At 64.9% G+C, this 23,236-nt stretch carries 18 protein-coding genes; 9 read left to right on the forward strand and 9 right to left on the reverse strand.

The window, feature by feature from the left end; all coding sequences use genetic code 11:
• Positions 1-11 precede the first annotated feature (11 nt).
• The 4 genes from kdpB to L2Y96_RS01725 all read left to right on the forward strand — a co-directional run bounded on the left by kdpB (position 12) and on the right by L2Y96_RS01725 (position 5,242).
• On the forward strand, positions 12-2,102 hold the full coding sequence (gene kdpB / locus L2Y96_RS01710) for a potassium-transporting ATPase subunit KdpB (protein WP_247331418.1): 2,091 nt from the start codon (positions 12-14) through the stop codon (positions 2,100-2,102).
• A gap of 59 nt (positions 2,103-2,161) precedes the next feature.
• A complete protein-coding gene (locus L2Y96_RS01715) occupies positions 2,162-3,646 on the forward strand; it encodes a DUF4118 domain-containing protein (protein ID WP_247331420.1) in 1,485 nt (494 codons plus the stop codon).
• Positions 3,643-4,341, forward strand: coding sequence for a response regulator (locus tag L2Y96_RS01720; RefSeq protein ID WP_247331422.1), 699 nt, complete (start codon positions 3,643-3,645; stop codon positions 4,339-4,341). The genes L2Y96_RS01715 and L2Y96_RS01720 overlap by 4 nt, the downstream gene beginning before the upstream one ends.
• A gap of 97 nt (positions 4,342-4,438) precedes the next feature.
• Entirely contained in the window at positions 4,439-5,242 is an 804-nt protein-coding gene (locus L2Y96_RS01725; RefSeq protein WP_425492511.1) for a transporter, read from the forward strand.
• Positions 5,243-5,304: 62 nt separating this feature from the next.
• Here the strand turns inward: L2Y96_RS01725 and L2Y96_RS01730 are convergent, their stop codons facing one another.
• Together L2Y96_RS01730 and L2Y96_RS01735 are read right to left on the reverse strand one after the other, a co-directional pair.
• Positions 5,305-7,773 (reverse strand): membrane-bound PQQ-dependent dehydrogenase, glucose/quinate/shikimate family, encoded by a 2,469-nt coding sequence (locus L2Y96_RS01730; RefSeq protein WP_247331426.1) that lies wholly within the window; start codon positions 7,771-7,773, stop codon positions 5,305-5,307.
• Positions 7,774-7,991: 218 nt separating this feature from the next.
• Entirely contained in the window at positions 7,992-8,993 is a 1,002-nt protein-coding gene (locus L2Y96_RS01735; RefSeq protein WP_247331427.1) for a LacI family DNA-binding transcriptional regulator, read from the reverse strand.
• Positions 8,994-9,218: 225 nt separating this feature from the next.
• Here L2Y96_RS01735 and L2Y96_RS01740 point away from each other — a divergent pair, with 225 nt between their 5' ends.
• On the forward strand, positions 9,219-9,977 hold the full coding sequence (locus L2Y96_RS01740) for a YkgJ family cysteine cluster protein (RefSeq protein WP_247331429.1): 759 nt from the start codon (positions 9,219-9,221) through the stop codon (positions 9,975-9,977).
• Positions 9,978-10,114: 137 nt separating this feature from the next.
• Here L2Y96_RS01740 and L2Y96_RS01745 read toward each other — a convergent pair whose 3' ends face one another.
• The 4 genes from L2Y96_RS01745 to L2Y96_RS01760 all read right to left on the reverse strand — a co-directional run bounded on the left by L2Y96_RS01745 (position 10,115) and on the right by L2Y96_RS01760 (position 16,232).
• Positions 10,115-13,318 (reverse strand): efflux RND transporter permease subunit, encoded by a 3,204-nt coding sequence (locus tag L2Y96_RS01745; RefSeq protein ID WP_247331430.1) that lies wholly within the window; start codon positions 13,316-13,318, stop codon positions 10,115-10,117.
• Between the two features lie 12 nt (positions 13,319-13,330).
• Positions 13,331-14,506 carry an efflux RND transporter periplasmic adaptor subunit gene (locus tag L2Y96_RS01750; protein WP_247331432.1) on the reverse strand — a complete coding sequence of 392 codons (1,176 nt, stop codon included), beginning with the start codon at positions 14,504-14,506 and terminating at the stop codon, positions 13,331-13,333.
• A 13-nt stretch (positions 14,507-14,519) separates the two neighbouring features.
• Entirely contained in the window at positions 14,520-15,095 is a 576-nt protein-coding gene (locus L2Y96_RS01755; RefSeq protein ID WP_247331434.1) for a TetR/AcrR family transcriptional regulator, read from the reverse strand.
• Positions 15,096-15,209: 114 nt separating this feature from the next.
• Positions 15,210-16,232: a zinc-dependent alcohol dehydrogenase family protein gene (locus L2Y96_RS01760; RefSeq protein ID WP_247331436.1), complete on the reverse strand. Its 1,023-nt coding sequence runs from the start codon at positions 16,230-16,232 to the stop codon at positions 15,210-15,212.
• A 266-nt stretch (positions 16,233-16,498) separates the two neighbouring features.
• On the opposite strand from L2Y96_RS01760, the gene L2Y96_RS01765 reads away from it, so the two are divergent.
• Genes L2Y96_RS01765 through L2Y96_RS01780 form a run of 4 tightly spaced genes read left to right on the forward strand, consistent with a single transcriptional unit; the run spans position 16,499 to position 19,347 of the window.
• Positions 16,499-16,759, forward strand: coding sequence for a hypothetical protein (locus L2Y96_RS01765; RefSeq protein ID WP_247331438.1), 261 nt, complete (start codon positions 16,499-16,501; stop codon positions 16,757-16,759).
• Positions 16,756-17,976, forward strand: a complete 1,221-nt coding sequence (locus L2Y96_RS01770; protein ID WP_247331440.1) for a multidrug effflux MFS transporter — start codon at positions 16,756-16,758, stop codon at positions 17,974-17,976. Before L2Y96_RS01765 ends, L2Y96_RS01770 begins: the two co-directional genes overlap by 4 nt.
• Complete coding sequence (locus tag L2Y96_RS01775; protein WP_283248859.1) at positions 17,963-18,904, forward strand: LysR family transcriptional regulator; 942 nt, start codon at positions 17,963-17,965, stop codon at positions 18,902-18,904. The genes L2Y96_RS01770 and L2Y96_RS01775 overlap by 14 nt, the downstream gene beginning before the upstream one ends.
• Before the next feature lie 47 nt (positions 18,905-18,951).
• On the forward strand, positions 18,952-19,347 hold the full coding sequence (locus L2Y96_RS01780; protein WP_247331441.1) for a helix-turn-helix domain-containing protein: 396 nt from the start codon (positions 18,952-18,954) through the stop codon (positions 19,345-19,347).
• Here L2Y96_RS01780 and L2Y96_RS01785 read toward each other — a convergent pair.
• From L2Y96_RS01785 to L2Y96_RS01795, 3 genes are read right to left on the reverse strand one after another with little or no spacing between them, the layout of a single operon-like run.
• Complete coding sequence (locus tag L2Y96_RS01785) at positions 19,327-20,034, reverse strand: tetratricopeptide repeat protein (protein WP_247331443.1); 708 nt, start codon at positions 20,032-20,034, stop codon at positions 19,327-19,329. The two genes, L2Y96_RS01780 and L2Y96_RS01785, sit on opposite strands and share 21 nt — an antisense overlap.
• Positions 20,031-20,717, reverse strand: coding sequence for a Fe2+-dependent dioxygenase (locus tag L2Y96_RS01790; RefSeq protein WP_247331445.1), 687 nt, complete (start codon positions 20,715-20,717; stop codon positions 20,031-20,033). The genes L2Y96_RS01785 and L2Y96_RS01790 overlap by 4 nt, the downstream gene beginning before the upstream one ends.
• A gap of 45 nt (positions 20,718-20,762) precedes the next feature.
• Positions 20,763-23,039, reverse strand: a complete 2,277-nt coding sequence (locus tag L2Y96_RS01795; RefSeq protein ID WP_247331447.1) for a TonB-dependent receptor — start codon at positions 23,037-23,039, stop codon at positions 20,763-20,765.
• Positions 23,040-23,236 lie beyond the last annotated feature (197 nt).

Consider the following 23,236-nt stretch of genomic DNA (forward strand, 5'->3'; position numbering starts at 1 on the left):
CGGATACGACCATGAGCACCCTGGAACCTACTGTCCCTACGAATCTCGAAGGCCGGCCTGTCATCGCGCAGCCCGGCATAGGGGCCATCCTCATCGCGGCGTTCGCCAAGCTGGCCCCGGCCACGCAGTGGAAGAACCCCGTGATGTTCGTCGTCTACCTCGGCAGCATTCTCACCACGATCCTTGGCATCCAGGCGTTGCGCGGCCATGCGGACGCGCCAACGGGCTTCGTCTTCGCCATCGCGGGCTGGCTGTGGTTTACCGTGCTGTTTGCCAACGCGGCGGAAGCGCTGGCCGAGGGCCGCGGCAAGGCCCAGGCAGAGGCCCTGCGTGCGGCGAAGAAACGCGTGCATGCGAAGGTGCTGCGCGAACCGCGCTATGAGAGCACCTGGCATATCGCCGGCAGTGACGAGATTACCGCCGGCGCCTTCGTGCTCGTCGAGGCCGGCGAAGTGATTCCCGCCGATGGCGAGGTGGTGGAGGGCATCGCTTCTGTTGACGAATCGGCCATCACCGGTGAATCGGCACCCGTGGTTCGTGAGTCCGGTGGCGACTTTTCATCGGTGACCGGCGGCACGCGAGTGCTCTCCGACTGGATCATCATGCGGGTCACGGCCAACCCGGGCGAGGCGTTCCTTGATCGTATGATCGCCATGGTCGAGGGCGCACGCCGCGGCAAGACCCCGAACGAAGTGGCGCTGACCATCCTGCTCGTCGCGCTCACCGCGATCTTCCTGATGGTATGCGCAAGCCTGTTGCCATTCTCCAGCCTTAGCGTCGCCTTGAGTGGGCACGGCGAGGTTGTCAGCGTCACCGTCCTGGTCGCGCTGCTCGTGTGCCTGATCCCCACCACGATCGGTGCGCTGCTATCGGCTATCGGTATCGCGGGCATGAGCCGCATGCTGAAGGCCAATGTCATCGCGATCTCCGGACGGGCGATCGAAGCGGCGGGTGACGTGGATGTGCTGCTGCTCGACAAGACCGGCACGATTACTCTGGGCAATCGCCAGGCCACCGCCTTCCACGCCGCGAGCGGCGTTGCCGAGCCGGCACTCGCCGAGGCGGCACGGCTGGCCTCGCTGGCTGACGATACGCCGGAAGGCCGTTCGGTCGTCGTTCTGGCCCGAGGGCGCGGCGCGGGGTCCACTGGTGATGACGCGCTGCCTCCTTCGCACGTCGCCGTGCCGTTCACAGCGCGCACGCGCATGAGTGGTGTCGACATCGGCGAGCGCCTGTTGCGTAAAGGCGCGGCGACGGCGGTACGCGCCCACGTGGAATCGCTCGGTGGCGTGTTCCCCGCCGATGTCGAGCGCAGCGTGGATACGGTGAGCCGCCGTGGCGCGACGCCCCTGGTCGTGGCGGACGGCCATCGTGTCCTCGGCGTGATCGAGCTGAAGGACATCGTCAAGGACGGCATCAAGACCCAGTTTGCGCAGCTACGCAAGATGGGCATCGCGACCGTGATGATTACGGGCGATAACCGTTTGACCGCCGCGGCCATTGCCGCTGAAGCGGGCGTGGACGATTTCCTTGCGGAAGCCACTCCAGAAGACAAGTTGGCCCTGATCCGCCGTTACCAGGACGAAGGCCACCTCGTGGCGATGACCGGAGACGGCACCAATGATGCGCCGGCGCTGGCCCAGGCCGATGTAGCCGTCGCCATGAACAGCGGTACCCAGGCGGCCAAGGAAGCCGGCAACATGGTGGACCTGGACTCCAACCCCACCAAACTGCTGCAGGTGGTCGAGGTGGGCAAGCAGATGATCATGACCCGGGGCGCGCTGACCACCTTCAGCGTGGCCAACGATCTGGCCAAGTACTTCGCGATCATTCCGGCGGCCTTCGTGGCCACGTACCCGTCGCTCGACGCGCTCAACGTGATGCATTTGCACACGCCTGCCTCCGCGATCCTCTCGGCGGTGATCTTCAATGCCCTGATCATCGTGGTACTCATCCCCCTGGCCTTGCGCGGAGTGCGCTACCGGCCGGCGCCGGCTAAAGACCTGCTCACCCGGAACCTGCTGGTGTACGGGGTAGGCGGCCTGATCGCGCCGTTTATCGGCATCAAGCTGATCGATCTGATCCTGACGCCGTTGATGTGATCCTGCCGGTGCACCTCCTGATAGCCGCCCGCTTCGGCGTGCGGCTATCATGCCGGGCGATGGCTGACCGCTTCCTCCCCGCTTCGCCGCCTGCCTCGCGTGGCCGCACGCTCGCGCTCGTGCTGGTCGGCTGCGCCGCCACCACCCTGATCGCCTCGCAGCTGCTTCGCGTCTTCGATCTCTCCAACGTGGTGATGGTGTTCCTGCTTAACGTGGTGCTTGCGGCGTTGCGTTGGGGCCGTGGTGCGGGAGCGCTTTCCGCGCTGGTCAGTGTCGCCGCCCTCGATTTCTTCTTCGTGCCACCGGTGTGGTCGTTCCACGTCTCGGATACTCAGTACCTGTTTACCTTCGTGCTCATGCTGGTCGTGGCCCTCGTCACGGGCCAACTCGCTGCACGGCTGCGGGAGAAGGCGCTCAGTGCCGTGGCCGGTGAACGCCGGGCAAGCGCGCTGGCGATGGTCGCTACCGATCTCTCCGCGGCGGTTAGGTCGGAGGACATCGCCCAGGTCTGCACGTCACGCATCGGTCCCTTGTTCGACAGCACAGCCACCCTCCTTTTGCCGGACAAGGACGAGCACATCCTGGTCAGTGCCACGCTTGCCGATCCCGCGGTGGCCCAGTGGGTGCTGGAGGAAGGCAAGCCAGCAGGGCGGCACACGGACACGCTGACGGCGCATGCGGCGACCTACCTCCCGCTGATCACACCGCTGCGTACGCGCGGCGTGCTTATGCTCCGCGATGACCGGCATGGCCCGCTCGAGGCGGAACAGCGCGACCTTCTGCAGGCCTGCCAATCGCTGGTGGCGCTGGCCGTCGAGCGCGTGCATTTCGTCGATATCGCGCACGAAACCCAGTTGCACATGGAAGGCGAGAAGCTGCGCAACGCATTGCTCGCCGCCGTGTCCCACGACCTTCGCACGCCACTGGCCGCGATCCGGGGCATGGCGGATGTCATGGGTGATGGCGAGCTTGCGCGCGCTATCGCCGCACAGGCCGATAGTATGCAGCGGCAGATCGCCAACCTGCTCGATGCCGCGCGCCTTCAGGATGGCGGTACGCATCTGCAGCGCGAATGGCATGCGCTCGATGAACTGGTGGGCGCCGCGCTGGCCAACGTCGATACCGGCACGCGCCATATCGTCGTTGAGCTTGCACCTGACGTTCCGCTGGTCGAACTGGATGCGGTCATGTTCGATCGCGTGCTTGCCAACCTGCTTGATAACGCGATCAAGTACACCCCGTCTGATGCGACGGTATGGATCCGCGGCCTCCGTGAGCTACGCCATCTGCGTGTCGTCGTCGAAGACAACGGCCCAGGCTTTCCCGCCGGAGTTAACGCGAGTCAGCTCTTCGCCGCCTTCGCCCGCGGTGAGCGCGAATCCGCGGTGCCAGGCGTTGGGCTTGGCCTCTCCCTCGCGCGCCGGATCATGGAAGCGCATGGTGGAAGTATCGTCGCATCGCGGCGCACCCCATCGGGTGCCGTCTTCACCCTTACCCTGCCGTTGGGCGAGCCGCCCGCGATCGATATGGAAGACCTGCCATGAATCGGCCCCGCATCCTCGTGGTGGAAGATGAATCCGATATCCGCCGCTTCCTGCGCCTGGCGCTGGAGCGCGAGGACATGCAGGTGTTCGAAGCGGATGATGCGTTACGGGCACGCATCGAAGCGGCCAGCCGCCAGCCCGATCTGATCGTGCTCGACCTTGGCCTGCCAGACGAAGACGGCAAGGTCGTGATCCGGGAGGTGCGTGGCTGGTCGTCGTGCCCGATCATCGTGCTCTCCGCACGTGATGGCGAGGCGGAGAAGGTCGCCGCGCTGGAAGCGGGTGCCGATGACTACCTTGCGAAGCCCTTTGGCGTCCCCGAGCTGGTGGCTCGGGTGCGGGCACAACTGCGTCGCGCCAGCCTCACGGGCGAGAAAGGCGCGGCCAGTGCGCGCGTGGTGTTCGGGGAGATCGTCGTGAACCTCGCCACGCACGAGGTCAGCAAGGCGGGGCAGCCTGTGCACCTTACGCCTATCGAATTTCGCCTGCTCGGCGCGCTCGTTCGCGCGCAAGGCAAGGTGCTCACGCATAAGCAACTGTTGTTGGACGTGTGGGGGCCGGGGTACGCCACACGCCCGCACTACGTTCGCGTCTACATGGCCAACCTTCGCCAGAAGCTCGAAGACGAACCGGCACGCCCCAGGCATCTCGTCACCGAGCTGCAAGTCGGCTATCGCCTCGCCGGCCTGGCCTGAGCGCTATCTTGATACCGCCTTGATGGGCGGTGCGCGATTATCGCGCCGCCCATAGACGCCGGTGCCTAGCATGGGCGGTCATTCTTGATTCGCAGGCATGACCATGACGTTCCGTTCCATCCTCCTCCCGGTGGCCCTGTTGGCCGCGGTATCCACGTTTGCCGCTCGCGCGGATGACGTGCCGTCGATCTGTACCGACCGACCCACCAAGGCCAATGCGACGTGTACCGTGCCCGAGGGCGCGTGGCAGTTCGAGACCGACCTGGGTAATGGCACGCGTGATGCCCACCCGGGAAGCCGCACCGATACGCTGTATTACGTGAACCCGTACCTCAAGTACGGCATCGGCGCGCATACGGATATCGAAGTGAACTGGGCGCCCGCGCTACGCGTGCGCAGCAAGGTCGATAGTGAGCGCCATACCGAGCGCGGTAGTGGCGACACCTACCTCCGGATCAAGACGGCGCTCTACAGCGGCGATAACGTCAGTGCTTCGATCATCCCGTTCGTGAAGGCACCCACGGCCTCGCGTGGTCTCGGTAACTACCGGTGGGAGGGTGGGGTGGCTGTGCCAGTGAGCATGGTGGTGGGCGCAGGCTTCACGGTGACCCTCGGCCCCGAGCTCGATGCGCTCGCGGACACGGACGGCCACGGACGGCATATCGCCATTACTAACCTCGTGAACATCGGCCATGCACTGACGAGCAAACTCTCCATCGCCGTGGAGTACTGGCGACAGGATAACCACGACCCCTCGGGTCGGGTGAAGCAGGAATCCGGCGACGTCGCGCTGACGTACGCCGTGAGCCGGACGTTCCAGCTGGATATAGGCGCCAACATGGGTCTGAACAACGCTACCGCGGATCGCCAGGCCTACGCGGGCATGTCGTATCGCTGGTGACGCTTGATACGAAAAAGCCGACGCGCTCGCGAGCGTCGGCTTTTTCATCCATGCACTAGTGCTTACTTCACCTCTGCATCCGGCAGCGAATACGCGATCACGTAATCACCGCGATGCTCGTTGGTGCCGGTACGCGTCGCGCCACCATCTACCACCACGATGTACTGCTTGCCATCGCTACCGATGTAGCTCATCGGCGTGCCCTGGCCACCTACCGGCAGGCGCGCGCTCCATACCTGCTTGCCCGTGTCGTTATCGAACGCGCGCAGGTAGTAATCCAGCGTCCCGTGGAAGAAGTTCAGGCCACCGGCCGTCACCAGCGGGCCACCCAGGTTGGGCATGCCGACCGGGATGTTCAGGTGCGGCACGATGCCGGCCTTCGGTACGAAGTTGTTATGGATCGGCGCGTCCTGGATGCCGCCCAGTGGCACCTGCCACTTCACGGTATTGGTCGCGAGATCCACCGCGCTCAGCGAACCGAACGGCGGCTTGAAGCACGGCGTGCCGAGCGGCGACAGGAACATGCCGCGCTCCACGCCCCACGGCGTGCCCAGCTGCTCGGAGTACTCGCCTTCGGTCGACGGCTTCAGGCCACCCTTGGCGGCTTCCTCGCGCTTGAGGAAGCGGCCAACCATGGCCATGCGGATGTCGTTGACGTAAAGCGTGCCGGTCGCCGGGTCGAGGGCCATGCTGCCCCAGTTCTGGCCGCCGTAGTAACCCGGCCAGATCAGCGTGTCCTGCTTATCCGAGAGCGGCGTCCATTCGCCCTTGTAGCGCAGCTTCTTGAACGCGATGCGGCAGTAGAGCTGATCGAAGATCGTAGCGCCCCACATATCCGATTCCTTCAAGCGATCCACGCCGATGGACAGGGCGGAATACGGCTGCACATCCGAAACCTGCATGCCCGGCATCACATCGGTCGGGACCTTGCGGTTCTCCACCGGGTACACCGGCTTGCCCGTACGGCGATCGAGCACGAAGATCTGGCTACGCTTGGTGCCCTGGATCAGCACGGGAAGCGTGGTGCCATCTTTCTGCGGCATGTCGTACAGGATCGGCTGCGTGGAGACGTCGTAGTCGTACTGGTCGATGTTGGCCGTGCGGAAGTGCCAGCGCTCCTTACCGGTCTTCAGGTCCACCGCGACGACAGCATCGGTGTACTCGTTGGAATACGGATGACGATCGCCGGTCCAGAAATCCGGCGTCTGGTTGCCGGTGGGGAAGTAGGCCAGGCCAAGCTTCGGATCGTAGGCCGCGGTGCCCCAGAAGTTCGGGGTCTCGATCGGTGCGGTTTCGCCGGCCGGCAGCACGCTACTATCGGTCGCTCCTCGCTTCGGGTCCCATGCCCACAGGTTTTTACCCGTGACGACGTCATAGCCACGCACCGTACCGCCGGGCTCGCCGACGGTGAGGTTATCGTTCAGACGGCCGCCCACCATGATCACGCCATCGGCCACGAGCGGCGCCGAGGTGACGTTGTAGCTGCCTTGCTGGCCACCCTTCGCATCGCCCGGAAGGCCAATTTCAAGGTTCACATAGCCCTTGTTGCCAAAGCCTTCGCAGAGCGCACCGGTCTTGGCATCCAGCGCGAGGATGCGCGCATCGATGGTCGTTTCGATGATGCGCTTGCGGCAGAGCGCCGGAGCGGCGGCATCGAGTGCCGCGTTGCCGACGGGGGCTGCGGGTGCGTTAGCAACGTCCGGTGCCGGAAGCTTATCGAGGTCGGCATAACCGAGGCCGCGGCAACGCTTCCAGCCCTTGGTGCTCTCGAAAATCTGCGGCTTCGGGTCGAAGCGCCACTTCTCCTTACCGGTCGTGGCGTCGAGCGCGATCACCTTGTTCAACGGCGTGCAGAGATACACGGTGTCGTCGACCTTGAGTGGCGTCACCTGGTACTCGGAGCCATCGATGGCGAGGTCACCGGTACGGTACGTCCAGGCGACCTTGAGGTCCTTCACATTGGTCTTGTTGATCTGGGTGAACTGGACGTACTTCTCGCCCAGCGTATTGCGGCCCCAGGCCGACCAGTCGTTGCCATCGGCCTTGCCTGCGTCGGGGTTAAGCACGCGGGCAGGCGTATCGTCCTTCGCCACGACGGTCGCGTGCGGGCGGAACATCTGGCCGAACAGCGCGACGACCACGATGGCCAGCAGTGCGCCGAGCACGCCAGCAACGCGGCACGGCAGTGCGGTGCCGCCGCTCTTTTTGCGCAGGATCGGCGAGGCGATCGTGGTCAGCAGCGCGACGATCAGGAACACGATGATGCGCGGGAACACCTGCCAGAAATCAAGGCCGACTTCCGCCAGCGCCCAGATGACCGAGACAGCCAGCAAGGCCAGCGCGACCCACAGCGACCACGCACGGCGCAGCGCCAGGCCGATGCCAGCCGCGGCCAGGGCCAGACCCGCCGGGGCGTAGAACCACGACCCGCCGAGGCTGATGAGATAAAAACCGCCGCCCGCGAGACCAAGCCCCGCGAGCGACAAAAGGATGCCGACCAGGACGGCCGCACCCACCATGAGTTTCTTCATTTCGACACCTCTTCAATAAGCGGTGCGAGAGGGAAGCGTCAGGCAAGGCGAAACCGTCAGCGCGGCAGCGAGCCGCACTCCGGGTGAGTGTCTTAGCGGGGCGCGCCCTCAAGCGCGGACGAGATGCTAGACCAACGCAAGCCCCTGGCCCGGCCGCGCTTTGCCGGTTTCTGATGGAAATCCATCAAAAACGCGGAAAGCGCATGAGGCGTATTGCCCTAGATGTTTGCCGGTGTGACCAAGCGGAACTCGATCAACGGGGGTGGCGCGGCGTCGAGTTCGCCCTGCGCGTGCAGGATCGTCTGCAAGCCGACGAAGGCCTGCGTTTCCGGGCGTTGGTCGATCAGCGTGGTGATGAGGCCTTCCTGCAAGAGCTCGACGAGCGACGCATGGGTCTCGTGCGTGATCCACACGGGCCGCTCGGCAGCTGGAAGTGAAGCCACGACCTGCCGAATGCCTTCATTGGCACCGCCGCTGTTATAGATCGCCGCAATGCGGTTACCTCGTGCGAGCGCGAGCCGTACCGCGCTGGCGGCCTTCGTATCGATATCGTCCATATCGATGGGGCCGACCAGGGTGGCCTTGGGCGCCCATTGGGCCAGGCCGTCGACGAAGCCGCGCGAACGCTCCCGATGGAGCAGATAGGTGTGTGAGCCGGTCAGCAGCAGAACGCGCCCCGGTTTATGCAGGTAGCGACTGATCAGCCACGCCGCCGTCCTGCCCGCGGCGACGTTATCGATACCGACATAGACGCTGTGGTTCGCCATGCCCAGGTCGCTCATCATCGCCACGACCGGAATCTTCCGCCGGATCGCGCGCTCCACCGCCAGACGCAGTTCACCGCCATCATGGGCGAGCACGATGACGCCGTGGCAACGCTCACTAGCCTCGCGTACCGCCTGGCGAAGCTTCGAGGTGGGCACGCGCACCAGCCGCTCCAGCTGGATCGGCGGCTGCGACTCGGCCGCTACCTGGTCCAGCGCTGCTTCGATCCGCATGAAGAATTCATCGTCGAGGCCTGTGCGGATCACCAGCACCCGGAGCCGATAATCGGCCGGCGAAGCGATGTGCCGGCGCGCCCCCAGTTGGCGCGAGGCATCCAGCACGCGCTTACGCGTGGCGGCCGAGACGCCGGGCCGGCCATTGAGCACGCGATCGACCGTGGCGGTGCTTACCCCAGCCGCTGCGGCGATGTCGTTTATGCCGATTCGTGAGGGCACCGGGTGCGGCTCCGTAGGTCTTGATGCGCCCCATCGTGTGGTCACGCGGCGCAGCGGTCAACCGGCTTCGCGCCCGGTCACGGGCGTGATTCATATGAAACGCTCATAAGGGCATCCCAAAAGCCGTCCTAATCCGACAAACAGGAATTTGCATAATGTCAGCGCGCCGTCTGTGGTTTGGCGCTCATGGCTCTGCCGCTTATCCAGATTCGCCAAGAGGCAGCTATGAATCGATCGTTTGCGTGCGTCGGTTGTGGCCGATGCTGCCATGGGCTCCGCCTGCCTCTCGCCGTGGGCGAAGCCGGAGCATGGCTCGCCCGGGGGGGCGAAGTTGAAATCTTCTGCGAGGCGATTCCCTGGCCGTCGGACCCGATCGGTGACGGGGCGCTCGTAGCCTATCGAAAGGAGCGCTCATTCGATGCGGTGAGCGGCGACTTGCCGATCCGGGTGACGGTCAACCTGATGGCGTCCTTCGACCGCCGTTGCCCTAATCTCGATGAGGCGAATGCCTGCCGTATCTACGAGCAGCGGCCGCTCGCGTGCCGCATCTATCCTGCTGAGGTCAATCCGTTCATCCCGCTGCAGGTGGCGCAGAAGCTTTGTCCGCCGGAAGCCTGGCGTGAAGGCGACGACACCGCCGGCTTTGACGGAGAGACGCACCACGCCGTCGAGACGATGCGTTCATTTGCAGCCGAGGAGACGCTCAGGAAGAAGCGCATCGTCGAGATGCTCGGTATCGACATCGCCGGCCTCGCCAACGAAGGTGCCGCAATCCATCGGCCGGCACCGGCGCTGCTGTCGTGGACACTGGCGGGCGCCACGGTCCGCAAAGAAGACGTTAGCCGCCCGGCGCAGCGCTGGCGGCTTGCGTCGGATAACGCGGTAACGGTGGCCGCATTGCATGAAAACGCCTGCGCCGTCGCCGATCCCGCGACGGCCAGGGCATGGGAATACCTGTCTTTTGGAAAACGACCGGGTGCGTGATGACCAGACGTACGGCGAGCATGGCCACCGTTGCCATGGTGCTTGAGCTCACAGCCCTCGCGTTATCGGGCTACGCGCTCTTCTAGAAAGCAGTACGAAGCAAAGGGGGCGGCATACCGCCCCCTTTGCCGTGCGCATTACTCGTGGTGTGGAAGCTGCGCCTCGGCATGCTCGCCGTGATGCGGCATGCTCCTGGACACCTCGTCCAGCTTATCGCCGAGCAGGCGGCGGACGACGATGTAGAACACGGGGATGAGCAGCAAGCCCAGCACCGTGGCGAACACCATGCCGCCCATCACGCCCGTACCGATCGCATGGCGGGAGTTCGCGCCGGCGCCGGTCGAGATCGCCAGCGGCATCACGCCCAGCATGAACGCCAGCGACGTCATCAGGATGGGGCGAAGGCGCTGGCGGGCCGCCTCGATGGTCGCCTCGCGTAGCGTCTTGCCCGATTGCTGCTGCTCCACCGCGAACTCCACGATCAGGATCGCGTTCTTCGCGGCCAGGCCGATCACGGTGATCAGGCCGATCTTGAAGAAGATGTCATTGGGCAGGCCACGGAGCATCGTCGACACCACCGTACCAAGCATGCCCAGCGGGACCACCAGCAGCACCGCCACCGGGATCGACCAGCTTTCGTACAGAGCCGCGAGACACAGGAAGACGATCACGATCGACAACACCATGAGCATCGTGGCCGAGTTGCCCGCCAGGATCTCCTGGTAGGACTGGCCGCTCCAGTCGTAGCCGAAGCTGGGTGGCAGCTTGTCGTTCACGATGCCGCCCACGATGTCCATGGCCTGGCCGGTGGAGTAACCCGGTGCATTGTTGCCCACGATTTCCACAGCGGAGTAACCGTTGTAGCGCGTCAGGCTGGGCGACGCGTTCTGCCACGTAGCGTGGACCACCGTGCTCAGCGGAATCATGCGGCTATCCGTACCCGTCGACGCGCTGGCCACACCGGAGGTCGTGGTCGTGCTCGCCGAGGAGAGCGTGCTTGGCGTGTAGATGTGGTTGAACGCATCGGTGCCCATGCGGTACGGCGCATCGGCCTGTACCATCACGCGCTTCACGCGGCCGCCGTACTGGAAGTCGTTGATATACACCGGCGCCAGGGTGAGCTGGATGGCCGTATAGATATCGCTGACCGAAAGCCCCAGGGTCTGCGCCTGGGTACGGTCCACCGCCAGCTGCATCAACGGTGAGTCTTCCAGGGTGTTCGGGCGCACGGCGACCAGGGCGGGGTTCTTCGCCGCCTCGCCGAGCACGGTGTTGCGTGCCTGGGTGAGTTCATCGCGCGACTGGCCGGCGCGGGCCTGCAAGTACATGTCGATGCCGCCGAACTGCGACAGGCCGCGGATGGTCGGCAGGTTCACCACGAAGATCGTGGCATCGCGCACCACCTTGAGCTTGCCATTCATCTGCTGGATGAACTCGGGCGCCGTTTCGCTGCGCTGCGACCAGTCCTTCAGGCGGACGAAGCTCATGCCCACGTTTTCGCCGATACCGAGGAAGCTGAAGCCGGAGATCTGGAAGACACCCTCGACCGCCGGATCCTTCAGCATGACGCCGCGGATATCCTTCATGACCCGCTCGGTCCGCTGAAGGCTGGCGCCGGGCGGCAACTGCACGATCGCCAGCGCGTAACCCTGGTCCTCTTCGGGAACGAAGCTGGTGGGCAGCTTGGTGAACAGGAAGCCGCAGAGCACGCATAGCAGCACGAACACCATCATCCAGCGCGGCGCATGGCGAATGGCCGAGCCGATATGGCCGGAGTACGTGTGCGTCGTCCAGTCGAAGAAGTCGTTGAACTTCCGGTAGACGATGTTCTTCTTCGGCGGGGTGTGCTTCAGGATCGTGGCACACAGCGCTGGCGTGAACGACAGCGCGAGGAAGGCCGAGAAGCCCATCGAAACAGCGATGGTCAGCGCGAATTGCTTGTAGATGATGCCCGAGGCACCCGGCTGGAGTGCCGACGGCACGAACACGGCGGCGAGCACCACGGTAATCGCAACCACGGCGCCGGTGATCTGGCCCATGGCCTTGCGCGTCGCCTCCTTCGGTGGGAGGTGCTCCTCGGTCATGATGCGTTCGACGTTCTCGATCACGACGATCGCATCATCCACCACGATACCGATAGCCAGCACCATGCCGAACAGGGTGAGCTGGTTGATGGTGAAGCCCAGCGGCGAAAGACCGAGGAACGTGCCCAGCAATGCGACAGGGATCACCAGGGTCGGGATCAGTGTCGCGCGGAAGTTCTGCAGGAAAAGCAGCATCACCAGGAACACGAGGATGATGGCTTCCACCAGCGTGTGGACCACTTCCTCGATGGAGAGCGTCACGAACTTGGTCGTCTCGTACGGCTCGAACCACGTCACGCCCTCGGGGAAGCTCTTCGCCAGCTCGGCCATCTTGGCGCGCACCGCGCCTGCTACGTCCAGTGCGTTCGCACCCGGGAGCAGCTGCACACCAAACGCACCGGTGGGCTTGCCGTTGTACGAGGTGGCGAAGCCGTTGAGCTGGGAGCCGAGCTCCACGCGTGCCACATCCTTCAGGCGCACCGTGGTGCCGTCGTTATTGGCGCGCAGGATGATGTTGGCGAACTGGTCTGCGGTATTGAAACGGCCTTCCGCGGACACGGTGGCACTGAAGCCCTGGCCGTCCACAGCGGGATCCGTACCGATGGAGCCCGCCGCGAACTGCACGTTCTGCGTACTCAACGCGTTCTGCAGATCGGTGGCGGACAGTCCGTAGCCGCGCAGTTTGTCCGGGTTGAGCCAGACGCGCATCGCGTACTCGGCGCCGAGCTGGCGGGTATTACCCACGCCCGGGATACGGGCCACCTGGTCCAGTACCTGCGAAGCGACGATGTCGTTCAGGCGCTGGAAGTTGATGGCCGGATTATCCGACGTCAGTGCCACGAACAGCAGGAAGTCCGGGTTGGACTTGGCCACCACCACGCCCTGCTGGGTCACTTCGGCAGGCAGGCGCGGCGTCGCAAGCGACACCTTGTTCTGCACCTGCACCTGGGCGATATCCGGATCCGTTCCAGTTTCGAAGGTGAGCGTGATCTGCGCCTGGCCCGACGAGCTGGACTGCGAGCTGAAGTAGAGCAGGTGGTCGATACCGGTCAGCTGCTGCTCGATGACCTGGGTCACCGTTTTTTCCGTGGTATCCGCGCCGGCACCCGGGAAGTTGGCGGTGACGACGACCTGCGGCGGAGCGATGTTCGGATACGACTCGATGCCCATGTTCAGCAGCGAAATCGTGCCGCACAGGGTGATGAGGATCGCGACCACCCAGGCAAAGACCGGGCGGTCAATAAAGAAACTTGGCATGGATGTCCTTCCTTACGGCGCGTGGCTCGCGGCCACGGCTTTGACGGGGGCGTTGGCGCGCGCCTGCGGAATGCCCTCGACGATGACCTGGTCCCCCGGCTGCACGCCGCTGGTGACGACCCAGTTGGGGCCATCGGTGCGATCGACGGTCACGGAGCGGCGCACCGCAGCCGAGGGCACGGTGATGGTCTTGCCGTCGGCGCCGGTGGTCTTGCCCTCGCCGACGACCAGTACGAACGTTTCGTTGGCATCGCGCTGCACGGCGGCCTGCGGAAGCAGGAAGACGTGGTGCTGGTCGCCAAGGGTCGCCTTCACCGTGACGTACTGGCCGGGCAACAGGCGCTGGTTCGCGTTGGTCAGCAAGGCGCGGAGATCGACCGTGCCGGTCTGCGGGTTGACGGTCGCCGACGAGAAATCGAGCTGGCCGGTTTCACCGAAATCGGAGCCATCCGGGAGTTGGATGCGCACGGTGGCCTGGTCGGTCGAGGTCAGCGTCGCCGTGCCCTGCGCGGCAGCAGCACGTAGCCGGTCCAGATCGGTCACGGACATGCTGAAGTTCACGTAGACGCGGTCGAGTTCGTCGACCTGGGTGAGCAGGGTCGTATCGCCCTGGCCGACCAGCGCGCCCTCGGTCACCTGCTGCTTGCCCGCACGGCCGTCGATCGGTGCGACGACCCGCGCGTAGCTGAGATTGATGCGTGCCGACTGCACCGCAGCCTCGCCTTGCTTTACGGCGGCAATCGACGTGCGTTCGGTGGCTTCCGCCGTGTCGAGGTCGGAGCGCGAGACGTAGTTTTTGCCGATCAGGCTGCGCGCGCGATCCGCCTGCGCCTTTGCGTTCACCGCGGTGGCACGCGCGGAGGCGAGATTGGCCAGCTGCGCATCGAGTTCTGCCTGCAGCGGTGCCGGGTCAATCGCGAAGAGCGGTTGTCCCGCTTTCACGTCGGTGCCTTCGGCATAAAGCCGGTGCTGGAGAATGCCAGGCACGCGTGCGCGAACGTCGGCGGTGCGGAACGCGGAGATGCGGCCGACCTGGTCCTGGACCAGGGGGACGTCACGCGGCTCGGCCTTAACGACGCCCACTTGCGGCGGCGGAGGTGGCTGGGCGGCTTCTTGCTTGTGGCACGCGGCCAGGGCCAGTGCCAGACCGGCGGCAAGCAGGGGAGTGCGGTGGGGCAGGGGATTCATCCGGTGACAGGTCCTAGGTAAAAAGAGGGGAAGCGGGACGCGGGTTGCGATAGGCATTCAGGAAGACGCGCACGACGGGATCGACCAGGTCCGGCCCGCCACGCAGGCTTCGCACCAACGCGAAGAAGAGCTGGGCGGCTTCGTCGGGATCGTCATCGCGCAACTGGCCGCGTTCCATCGCCACGCGAATGCGCGCCGATAGTCGCGACAGCGAGTCGAAGCAGGCGGCGTCGACGACATCGCGCACCGCAGGCAGGGTCTTGGGTGGGTCCATCTGCAACACGCGCGCGATCGCACTGGTGCCGTGGCCATCGCTACCGGCCCGGTACACCTGGACGAACGAGCGGAGCACGGTCTCGAGCGGTGCGTCGGGTTCGCTCAGCGCGGCGCGGAGCGGCTTGAGCAGTTCCTCGACAACGGCGCGGAACAGGATCTGCTTGCTATCGAAGTGCGAGTAGACCGTCTGCTTGGATACGCCCGCCTGCGTCGCCACGGCATCCATGCTGATGTCGTAGGCATCCTGGCAGAACAGGGCGCAGGCGGCCCGCAGGACGCGATGGTGGTTGGTTTGGCGCTGCGTGGTGCGCATGCGATGTCTCTGAGCCTTTACTGTGCGGTGCAGTCCACCCTCCGCGCATGCGGAAAGCGCGCGGTGAACGCGCGCGCTAATAGCGGAAGGTGGGCCGGTGGAGCCGGGTTTCGCTTAGTTCGTCCGCAGCAGGACCTTGATGGCCTCGCGTTGATCCATGGCCTTATAACCATGTGCGACATCCGCGAGCGGCAGCGTCAGGTCGAACACGCGCCCCGGGTTGATCTTGCGCTCGAGCACGAGATCCATAAGGTGCGGCAGGAAGCGGCGTACCGGTGCCGGGCCGCCGAGCAGACCCTTCTGTGCGAAGAACAGCTGCTGCCCATCGAACTCCACGCCGTGCGGCACACCTACATAGCCGATCATCGAGCCCGGGCGGGCACATTCGATGGCCTGCTGCATGGACTCCTTCGTGCCGACGCATTCCAGCACGGCATCGGCGCCGATATTCCGGGTGAGCTTCTTCACCGCGGCGATGCCTTCCTCACCGCGGGCGGCGATGATGTCCGTTGCACCGAATTCCAGCGCGAGATCCTGACGGGTCTTGTGGCGGCTCATGGCGATGATGCGCGCCGCGCCCATCTGCTTTGCGGCGAGCACGCCCATGAGGCCCACGGCGCCATCACCCACGACGACCGCGGTCGAACCGGGCTGTACGCGTGCGGCATCGGCGGCATACCAACCGGTGCCGAGCACGTCGGAGACGGCGAGCAGGCTGGGGATGAGATCGTCGGCAGGGATGTCGGCCGTGGCCACGAGCGTGCCGTCGGCGAGCGGAATGCGTGCGAGCGGTGCCTGGGCTCCAGTCATGAACTGGCGCTGTTCGCACGAGGACTGGAAGCCGAACTGGCAATGCGGGCAGGTGTTGTCCGAGAGGCAGAACGAACCGACGACGAACTGGCCGGGCTTCACCGAGGTAACCGCCGAGCCCACTTCCACGACGATGCCGCAGTATTCGTGGCCCATGGCCTTCGGACCGCCGTTGAAATCGTTGTGGCCACGATACGGCCACAGATCCGAGCCGCAGATACAGCTGGCGGAAAGCCGGATGATCGCGTCGGTGGGTTCGAGGATGGCCGGTTCGGGCACGTCTTCCAGGCGCACATCGCCGGGGCCGTACATCATGGTGCCTAGCATGGGATTCTCCTCGGGAGCGCGCAAAAGCGCTCGGATGGGATGGGACAGGCTCGCAATCTAGTCGCGACCGATTGTGTGGACTAGTCGCCTTGTCCAGCTAAGGCTTATGAAGAATGCGCATGAATCGAGTGAGTGCGCAGCGGCTTCGCGTTCGCGCGAACGCTGAGAGATTCATGCTGGGAATTCATGAGTCCATGCCACCCAGCCTACTTAATCTGCTGCGTGCTGCGACGCACAATGGCGGCCATTCCCTCCCGGATTCCCCCATGGTTCGTGTCCTGCCTCTTGCCGCGGAATGGTCGCCCCTCGCCTGGGACGGCCGTAAAGCGTGGTCGCGCCGCCTCGGCTCAGCGCCCTCGGCCGTCGGCAGCGTGGTGCTGGCCGTATGGGAAGACGGCACGGCTGAACAGTGGGAATGGGAAATGCTCGATGAGGCGGAAGATCGCCATCTCGCCGGTGGCAGCGCGCCCACGGCACGCGATGCCCTCGATGCCGCTATTGCCCTGGCGGAGCGTGGCGCGCCATGAACACCCCTGTGGCAGACCGCCATCCGATCTGGGTGCTGACGGTGTTGAGTGCCTTGATGGCGTTCGCCTCCGTCTCCACCGATCTCTATCTCCCGGCCATGCCCGTCATGGGCCGGGACCTGCGCGCTGGCGCCGGCGCCATGGAGTGGACGATCTCGGCTTATCTCGTCGGCTTTAGCCTGGGTCAGTTGCTGTGGGGTCCCGTCGGTGACCGCGTGGGGCGCCGTCTTCCCATCGCGCTCGGGCTGGTGATCTTTACGGTGGGCTCGGCTGGGTGTGCACTCGCGACATCGACGCATGCACTGATCGCGGCTCGCGTCGTGCAGGCCGTGGGCGCGTGCTCAAGCGTCGTGCTCGCCCGAGCCATGGTCCGTGATCTCTATGCGGGTGCGGCCGCGGCGCGCATGCTCTCCACGTTGATGACGGTGATGGCCGTCGCGCCCTTGCTTGGCCCCACGCTGGGTGGGCAGGTCCTGACGGTGGGCACGTGGCGCGTCATCTTCTGGACCCTGGTGGCCGTCGGTGTGGCGACGCTAGTGGCGGTGGCGAGCTTGCCAGAGACCTTGCCGAAAGCACGCCGACGCACCGAGCCGTTGTCGTCCGCGCTTCGCGAATATCGCCGCTTGCTCGCTGATCCGCGCTTTCGCGCTTACGCGGGTGCCAGTGGCTTGTTCTACGGTGGCATCTACGCCTATGTGGCCGGCACGCCGTTCGCCTATATCGCTTATTACGGCGTATCGCCCCAGCACTACGGGATCCTGTTTGCCGCCGGCATCGTCGGCATCATGGCCACGAACCTGTTGAACGCACGCTGGGTGGGACGCTTCGGCGCGGATACCCTGATGCGTTGGGGCGCGGCGGGCGCCGCTGCGGCGGGCATTGCCTCTGTCGCCGTGGTCGGCCTGTTCCCGCACATGCTCTGGCCGCTGGCAACGACGTTGTTTCTGTTTGTCGCCTCCACGGGTTTCATCGTGGCCAATGCGATCGCGGGCGCGCTGAATACCGCCCCTGAGCACGCGGGCTCCGTATCGGCCTTGATCGGTGCCATCCAGTACGGTTCGGGCATCGCTGGCTCGGCACTCGTGGGCCTCTGCGCGGACGGTACCTCGCTTCCGCTAGCGGCCGTCGTTTCGCTCATGGGCATCGGTAGCCTGTGGTTCGCGTACAGCCAGGGCGATGCGGTCGATACGCTGGAGGTGCTGGGTGACCAGGGCTAAGCGCCCAGCTGCAGGGCCCGCTCACGCGCGATCCCCGATTCGCCGCGATATCCAGGACATCATCGCCTTCATCGCCGTGGCGCAGGAGCGGAGCTTCACCCGTGCTGCAGCCCGGCTTGGCACCTCGCAGTCCGCGTTGAGCCACACCGTCCGTGGCCTTGAAAGCCGTATGGGTATACGGTTGCTCACCCGTACGACGCGCAGCGTTGCACCCACCGAAGCGGGCGAGCGCCTGTTGCACAAGGTGGGCCCGCGGCTCGACGAGATCGAGATCGAAGTGGATGCACTCAGCGAACTGCGCGAGCGCCCCTCGGGCAACCTGCGGATCACGACCGCGGAACATGCGGCCAACACCATTATCTGGCCTGCGCTGGCCACGTTCCTCCCGGCGTACCCCGATATCTCCGTAGAGGTCAGCGTGAACTACGAGCTGATCGACATCGTCTCCGAGCGCTTCGATATCGGTGTCCGTATTGGTGAGCAGGTGGCGAAGGACATGATCGCCGTACGTATCGGCCCGGACATGCGCATGGCGGTCGTCGCGACACCGTCCTATTTCAACGGCCGGCGCAAGCCGCACTCGCCACAAGACCTTACCGAGCATCGTTGCATCGACCTGCGCTTGCCGACGCGCGGTAACCTGGCCGTGTGGGATTTCGAGAAGGACCATCGCGAAATCAAGGTGCGTGTCGAGGGTCAGGTGATCGCGAGCAACGTCAGCCAGATCCTGTTCGCCGCACTGCAAGGCATGGGACTTGCCTGGTTGCCCGAAGACATCGTGTTGCCGCATCTCGCCGATGGCTCGCTGGTGCGCGTCCTCGAGAAGTGGTGCCAGCCGTTCCCCGGCTATCACCTCTATTACCCCAACCGAAGGGAAGGCTCGCCCGCGCTCTCCCGGTTGGTGGATGCACTTCGTTACCGAAGCTGATGCCGTACCTAAGTCGACGCTAAGGCACGATGGATAACGTAGCGCCCGTGACTATCAGTACGACGAAACCCGAGCGTGTCCACGCCCGGCTTCCCCTTGGGACAGCCGGTGCGAAAGCGCTTGGGGCACGGATTCGCTCGGCACGCCTGCGCGCCGATATGCGTCTGGAGGATCTCTCCACGCTGAGTGGTGTGCACCGCTCGCAGATATCGCGGATCGAGCGCGGTCTCGCGCTGACGCTGACGGCAAACGCGCGCCGCTTGTGCGCGTGCCTCGATATCCCGCTGCCCGTGGGTGGGGCGGATGCGCCGATCGATGCCTTGACGACGCGCATGGCCGAACTGGTTCGCCAGTATCCAGAGTCGACTGCCCTGGTCGACCGGGCGCTGGCAACGATCGAGCGCCGATTCGGTGTCGATACGTCAGGGGCAGGCCGACGCTAATCCTTGTACGCGCGCGTCAGGGTGGCTTTGCAGCCGCGTGCGCATGGCTTCGACGAATGCCAAGGGTGCCTTGGCTAACCCACGCCGCAGGAACGCGCTGGCTACATCGAGGCGGCCGTCCTCGGCAAGTAGGGAGGCCCACGCGCATTCGCCACGGTAGTCTCCCGCTCGCGCCGACGCTTCATAGAGTTCGCGCGCTCGGGCGAGATCCTGTGCCGTCTCCCAGCCGTGCTCAAAGTAGCGCGCCAGGAAGCATTTCGCCCGCGCATGGCCGAGTTCCGCTGCGCGGGTGAACCACGCGAAGGCAGCGGCCCGATCGGCGCGAAGGCCTCGCCCCTGCTCGAGGGTATGCGCGTAGTTGTACATGCCCCAGTCGAGGCCGCCCTGGGCCGCCTTCCGGAACCAGACCGCTGCCAGTTCGTCGTCGACTTTCGTGCCCCAACCGTTTTCGTGGCAACGTCCCAGCATGTTCATCGCCATGGCCGAGCCATGGTGCGCGGCTTGCATGAACCAGTAGACCGCCTCACCGGGCTGGGCGTCGCAGCCCGCCCCGTCGAGCAGCATCTGACCGAGTATGGTCTGCGCCGCTGCATCCCCTTCGTGTGCGAGGGGTTGCAGGTAAGCGAAGCCGTTGGCGGCCGACTGCCCGACCGCTCCCGCAAACGCATCCGCGTTGTAGCCGCTCACGTCTGCGCCCACTCGCGCAGCAGGTTGTGGTAGACGCCGGTGAGGCGAACCAGTGCATCGGGATCGCCGGCGGCTGCGGTGAGCGCCTGGATCGACACATCCATGTCGAACAGGAGGCGGCGGTGCATGGCAGAGGGCACCATGCTCTGGACCCAGAAGAAGCACGCCGTCCGCGTACCGCGCGTGACCGGTTCGACCCGGTGCAGGCTGTTGCCTGGGTAGAGGACCATGTGGCCTGCGGGCAGCTTGACGGTGTGTGACCCGTAGGTATCTTCGATGACAAGCTCACCGCCGTCATAGCTGTCGGGATCGTCGAGGAACAGCGTGGCCGACAGGTCCGTGCGTACCGCGACCGCAGGATCGCTGCGCCGGTCGTAGCGGATGGCGTTATCGACGTGCATGCCAAACGACTGCCCGCCCGCATAGCGGTTGAAAAGCGGCGGGTAGATACGCAAGGGAAGCGCGGCCGCAAAGAACGTGGGCTGTGCGAGCAGGCGCTCGACCAGCGTGTCACCGAGCGCACGCGCGATCGGGTCATCTTCAGCCACCTGCGCGTTGTTCTTGGCCTGCGCCGACTGGTATCCCGCGGTGACGCGACCATCCTTCCATGACGCGCTCGCGAGTCGCTCATGGATGGCCGCCAAGTCGGCGGGTGAGAGTACGTTATCAATCTGCAAGAGCATGTGGTAAAGCCCGGGCCGCCACATGGCGGCCCGGGTGGTTCCTCTTCAGAAGCGGAAATTGGCGCTGACGATGCCAACGCGGCCCGGGGCGACATTGGCGTAGTGCGCCGTGAACGCCTTGTCGAAGTAGTACTTATTGGTCAGGTTCTGTACGTTGAGCTGCAGGGTCACATGCGGATTCAGCACGTAAGAGGCCATGAGGTCGTAGCGGGTATAGCCCGGCACGTACTTCGTGTTGGCGGTGTTCGCGTAGACGCGGTCCATGGCGAAGGCGCCGCCGCCAAGCGTAAAGCGCGGCGTGAAGGCGTACGTCGTCCAGAGCGTGAAGCTGTTCTTCGGCGTGTTCGGGAACTGGTTGCCCTTGCTTGCGGCATCGGCCGGGGCCGGCTTCACCAGGTCGCTATCGAGCCAGGTATAGCCTGCAAAGACATTCCACGCCGCGGTTACCTGGCCGCTCACGCCGATCTCGACACCGTCGACACGCTGCTCACCGGCATTGATCATGGTGCTGCCGCGGCCACCCGTCGCCACGCGGGCGTTGCTCTTCTCGGTGCGGAACACCGCGCCGGTAAGCGACACGCGCTGGTCCATCAGATCCCACTTGGTACCGACTTCCAGGTTGCGGCTGGTTTCCGGCTTCAGGGCGTCGTTGGTGACGGCAATGCCATCAGCGCCGTCGCCTGCGTCCACGCCCGGGGGGTTCGACGATGTACCCCACGACGCGTAGATGCTGCCGTTCTCGGCGGGCTTGAAGACGAGGCCTGCCTGCCAGTTCCAGAACGACGCGTTGTTGCCGACACGTACCGTTGCATTGGTAGCCGTCGTCAGTGCGGTGGACTTGGTTTCGAAGTGGTCGTAGCGGGCGCCCAGGTTGAGCTGCCACATCTCGTTGAGGTCCAGCGTGTCAAACGCCCATGCGGAACGGGTGTTCGTGGTCACGTGGGTCGGGTTCTGGCCACCGATGAGCGCGCCTTCCCACGGATCGTGCGGGTTCGGATCGATCACGGGGGCGCACCAATAGTTCGACGGGGCACCGATGCCGTACTTCGCGGAGCAGGCACCGTTGCTGACGGCGCCGATGTTGTGGGTATCCGAAGCGCTGGTCGCAGGATCGACCAGATACTGGGTGCGATCGGTCTTCTCGTTGGAGATCTCGATACCGGCGGCGATCGTGTGCTTGATGCTTCCCGTGTCGAACGAACCGGTCAGGTCCGTCTGGTTGGTCATCGAGCTGGTGCTGCTATCGCGGTTGTTCGCGCGCCGCCAGACACCGCCGTTGACCAGGAAGTTACCCTGGCTGTCGTCGGGCTGTGTCCACAGGTAGTCGTTGGTCGAGCGGCCGTAGACGGAGGTGTTCCGCAGCTGCCAGCCGTCCGCAAAGCTGTGCCGGATGACGATCTGGCCGATGTCGTTCTTCTGCTTCTGGAAGTCGCGGTCGACCAGGCCGTAGTACGTGTCGCGCGGCACGTCGATCGGGCTGCCGCTGCGATTGGGCGCGTTGTTCGGGTTGTTGTACGGGATGCCGCTTTCGGGCGTGTCGTCGCTTTGCATGTGGTAGTAGCTGAGCGTGACGCTGGTATCGGCATGCAGGCCAAACGTGACCGACGGCGCGATACCCCAGCGGCTCTGGTCGGGACCGTCGCGCCCGGGGATATCGGCCTCGTGGCCCATGACGTTGAGGCGGAAGGCTGCATCGTCGCCGAACTGCTGGTTCCAGTCCGCCGTACCGCGGCGGTAGCTATCCGTGCCGAGGCCAACGCTGCCTGCGATGAAGTTCCTGGCCTCTGGCGCCTTGGTCACCAGGTTGACGCTACCACCCACGGAGCCGCGCCCCGTGTAAGCGGAGCTGGGGCCCTTGGTGACTTCCACCTGTTCGATATCGAAGATCTCGCGCTGCTGCGAGCCAGAGCTGCGCACGCCATCGACGAAGATCGAACTCTCGGAATCGAAGCCGCGGATGATGGGGCGATCGCCGTTCGGATTGCCACCTTCGCCAGCGCCGAACGTGATGCCGGGCACGGTGCGCAATACATCGAGCAGCGACGTGGCGTTGGTCTGCTGGATGATCTCCTGCGGCACCACCGTGACGGACCGGGGCGTATCGAGCAGCGGCGCCGTGAACTTCGGCGAGGTGCTGTTCACCACGGTCGACTGCACATGCATGCCTTCCAGGTTTTCCGTCTTCCGATCTTTGGCTTTGTCGGGAGGCGGCGTGGCTTGCACATCGGCAGCGTGCGCGACGGAGCCCGCCATGGCCAGGCCGACGGCGCTGGCGACAAGGCGCAGGGGCGGAAGGGAGCGTGATGTGATGTGAGACGACATGGCTGGGAGTCCTTGGTTTTCTTATTCGCCTGGCCGCAGGCAAAGCGAGTCCAGCGACACCTGTTTTTCATCAGGCATCGTTCGCGTTCGCGGGACAGGAGGGCGTATCAACAGCGCATCACGGTAATGCATGTGATAATGATTCGCAATTAAATGCTGCGACGCCAGAGCGTTGGGGCGCAACGCCTTCGGGGCAT

Source organism: Luteibacter aegosomaticola (genome assembly GCF_023078475.1).
In the GTDB taxonomy this organism is placed as follows: domain Bacteria; phylum Pseudomonadota; class Gammaproteobacteria; order Xanthomonadales; family Rhodanobacteraceae; genus Luteibacter; species Luteibacter aegosomaticola.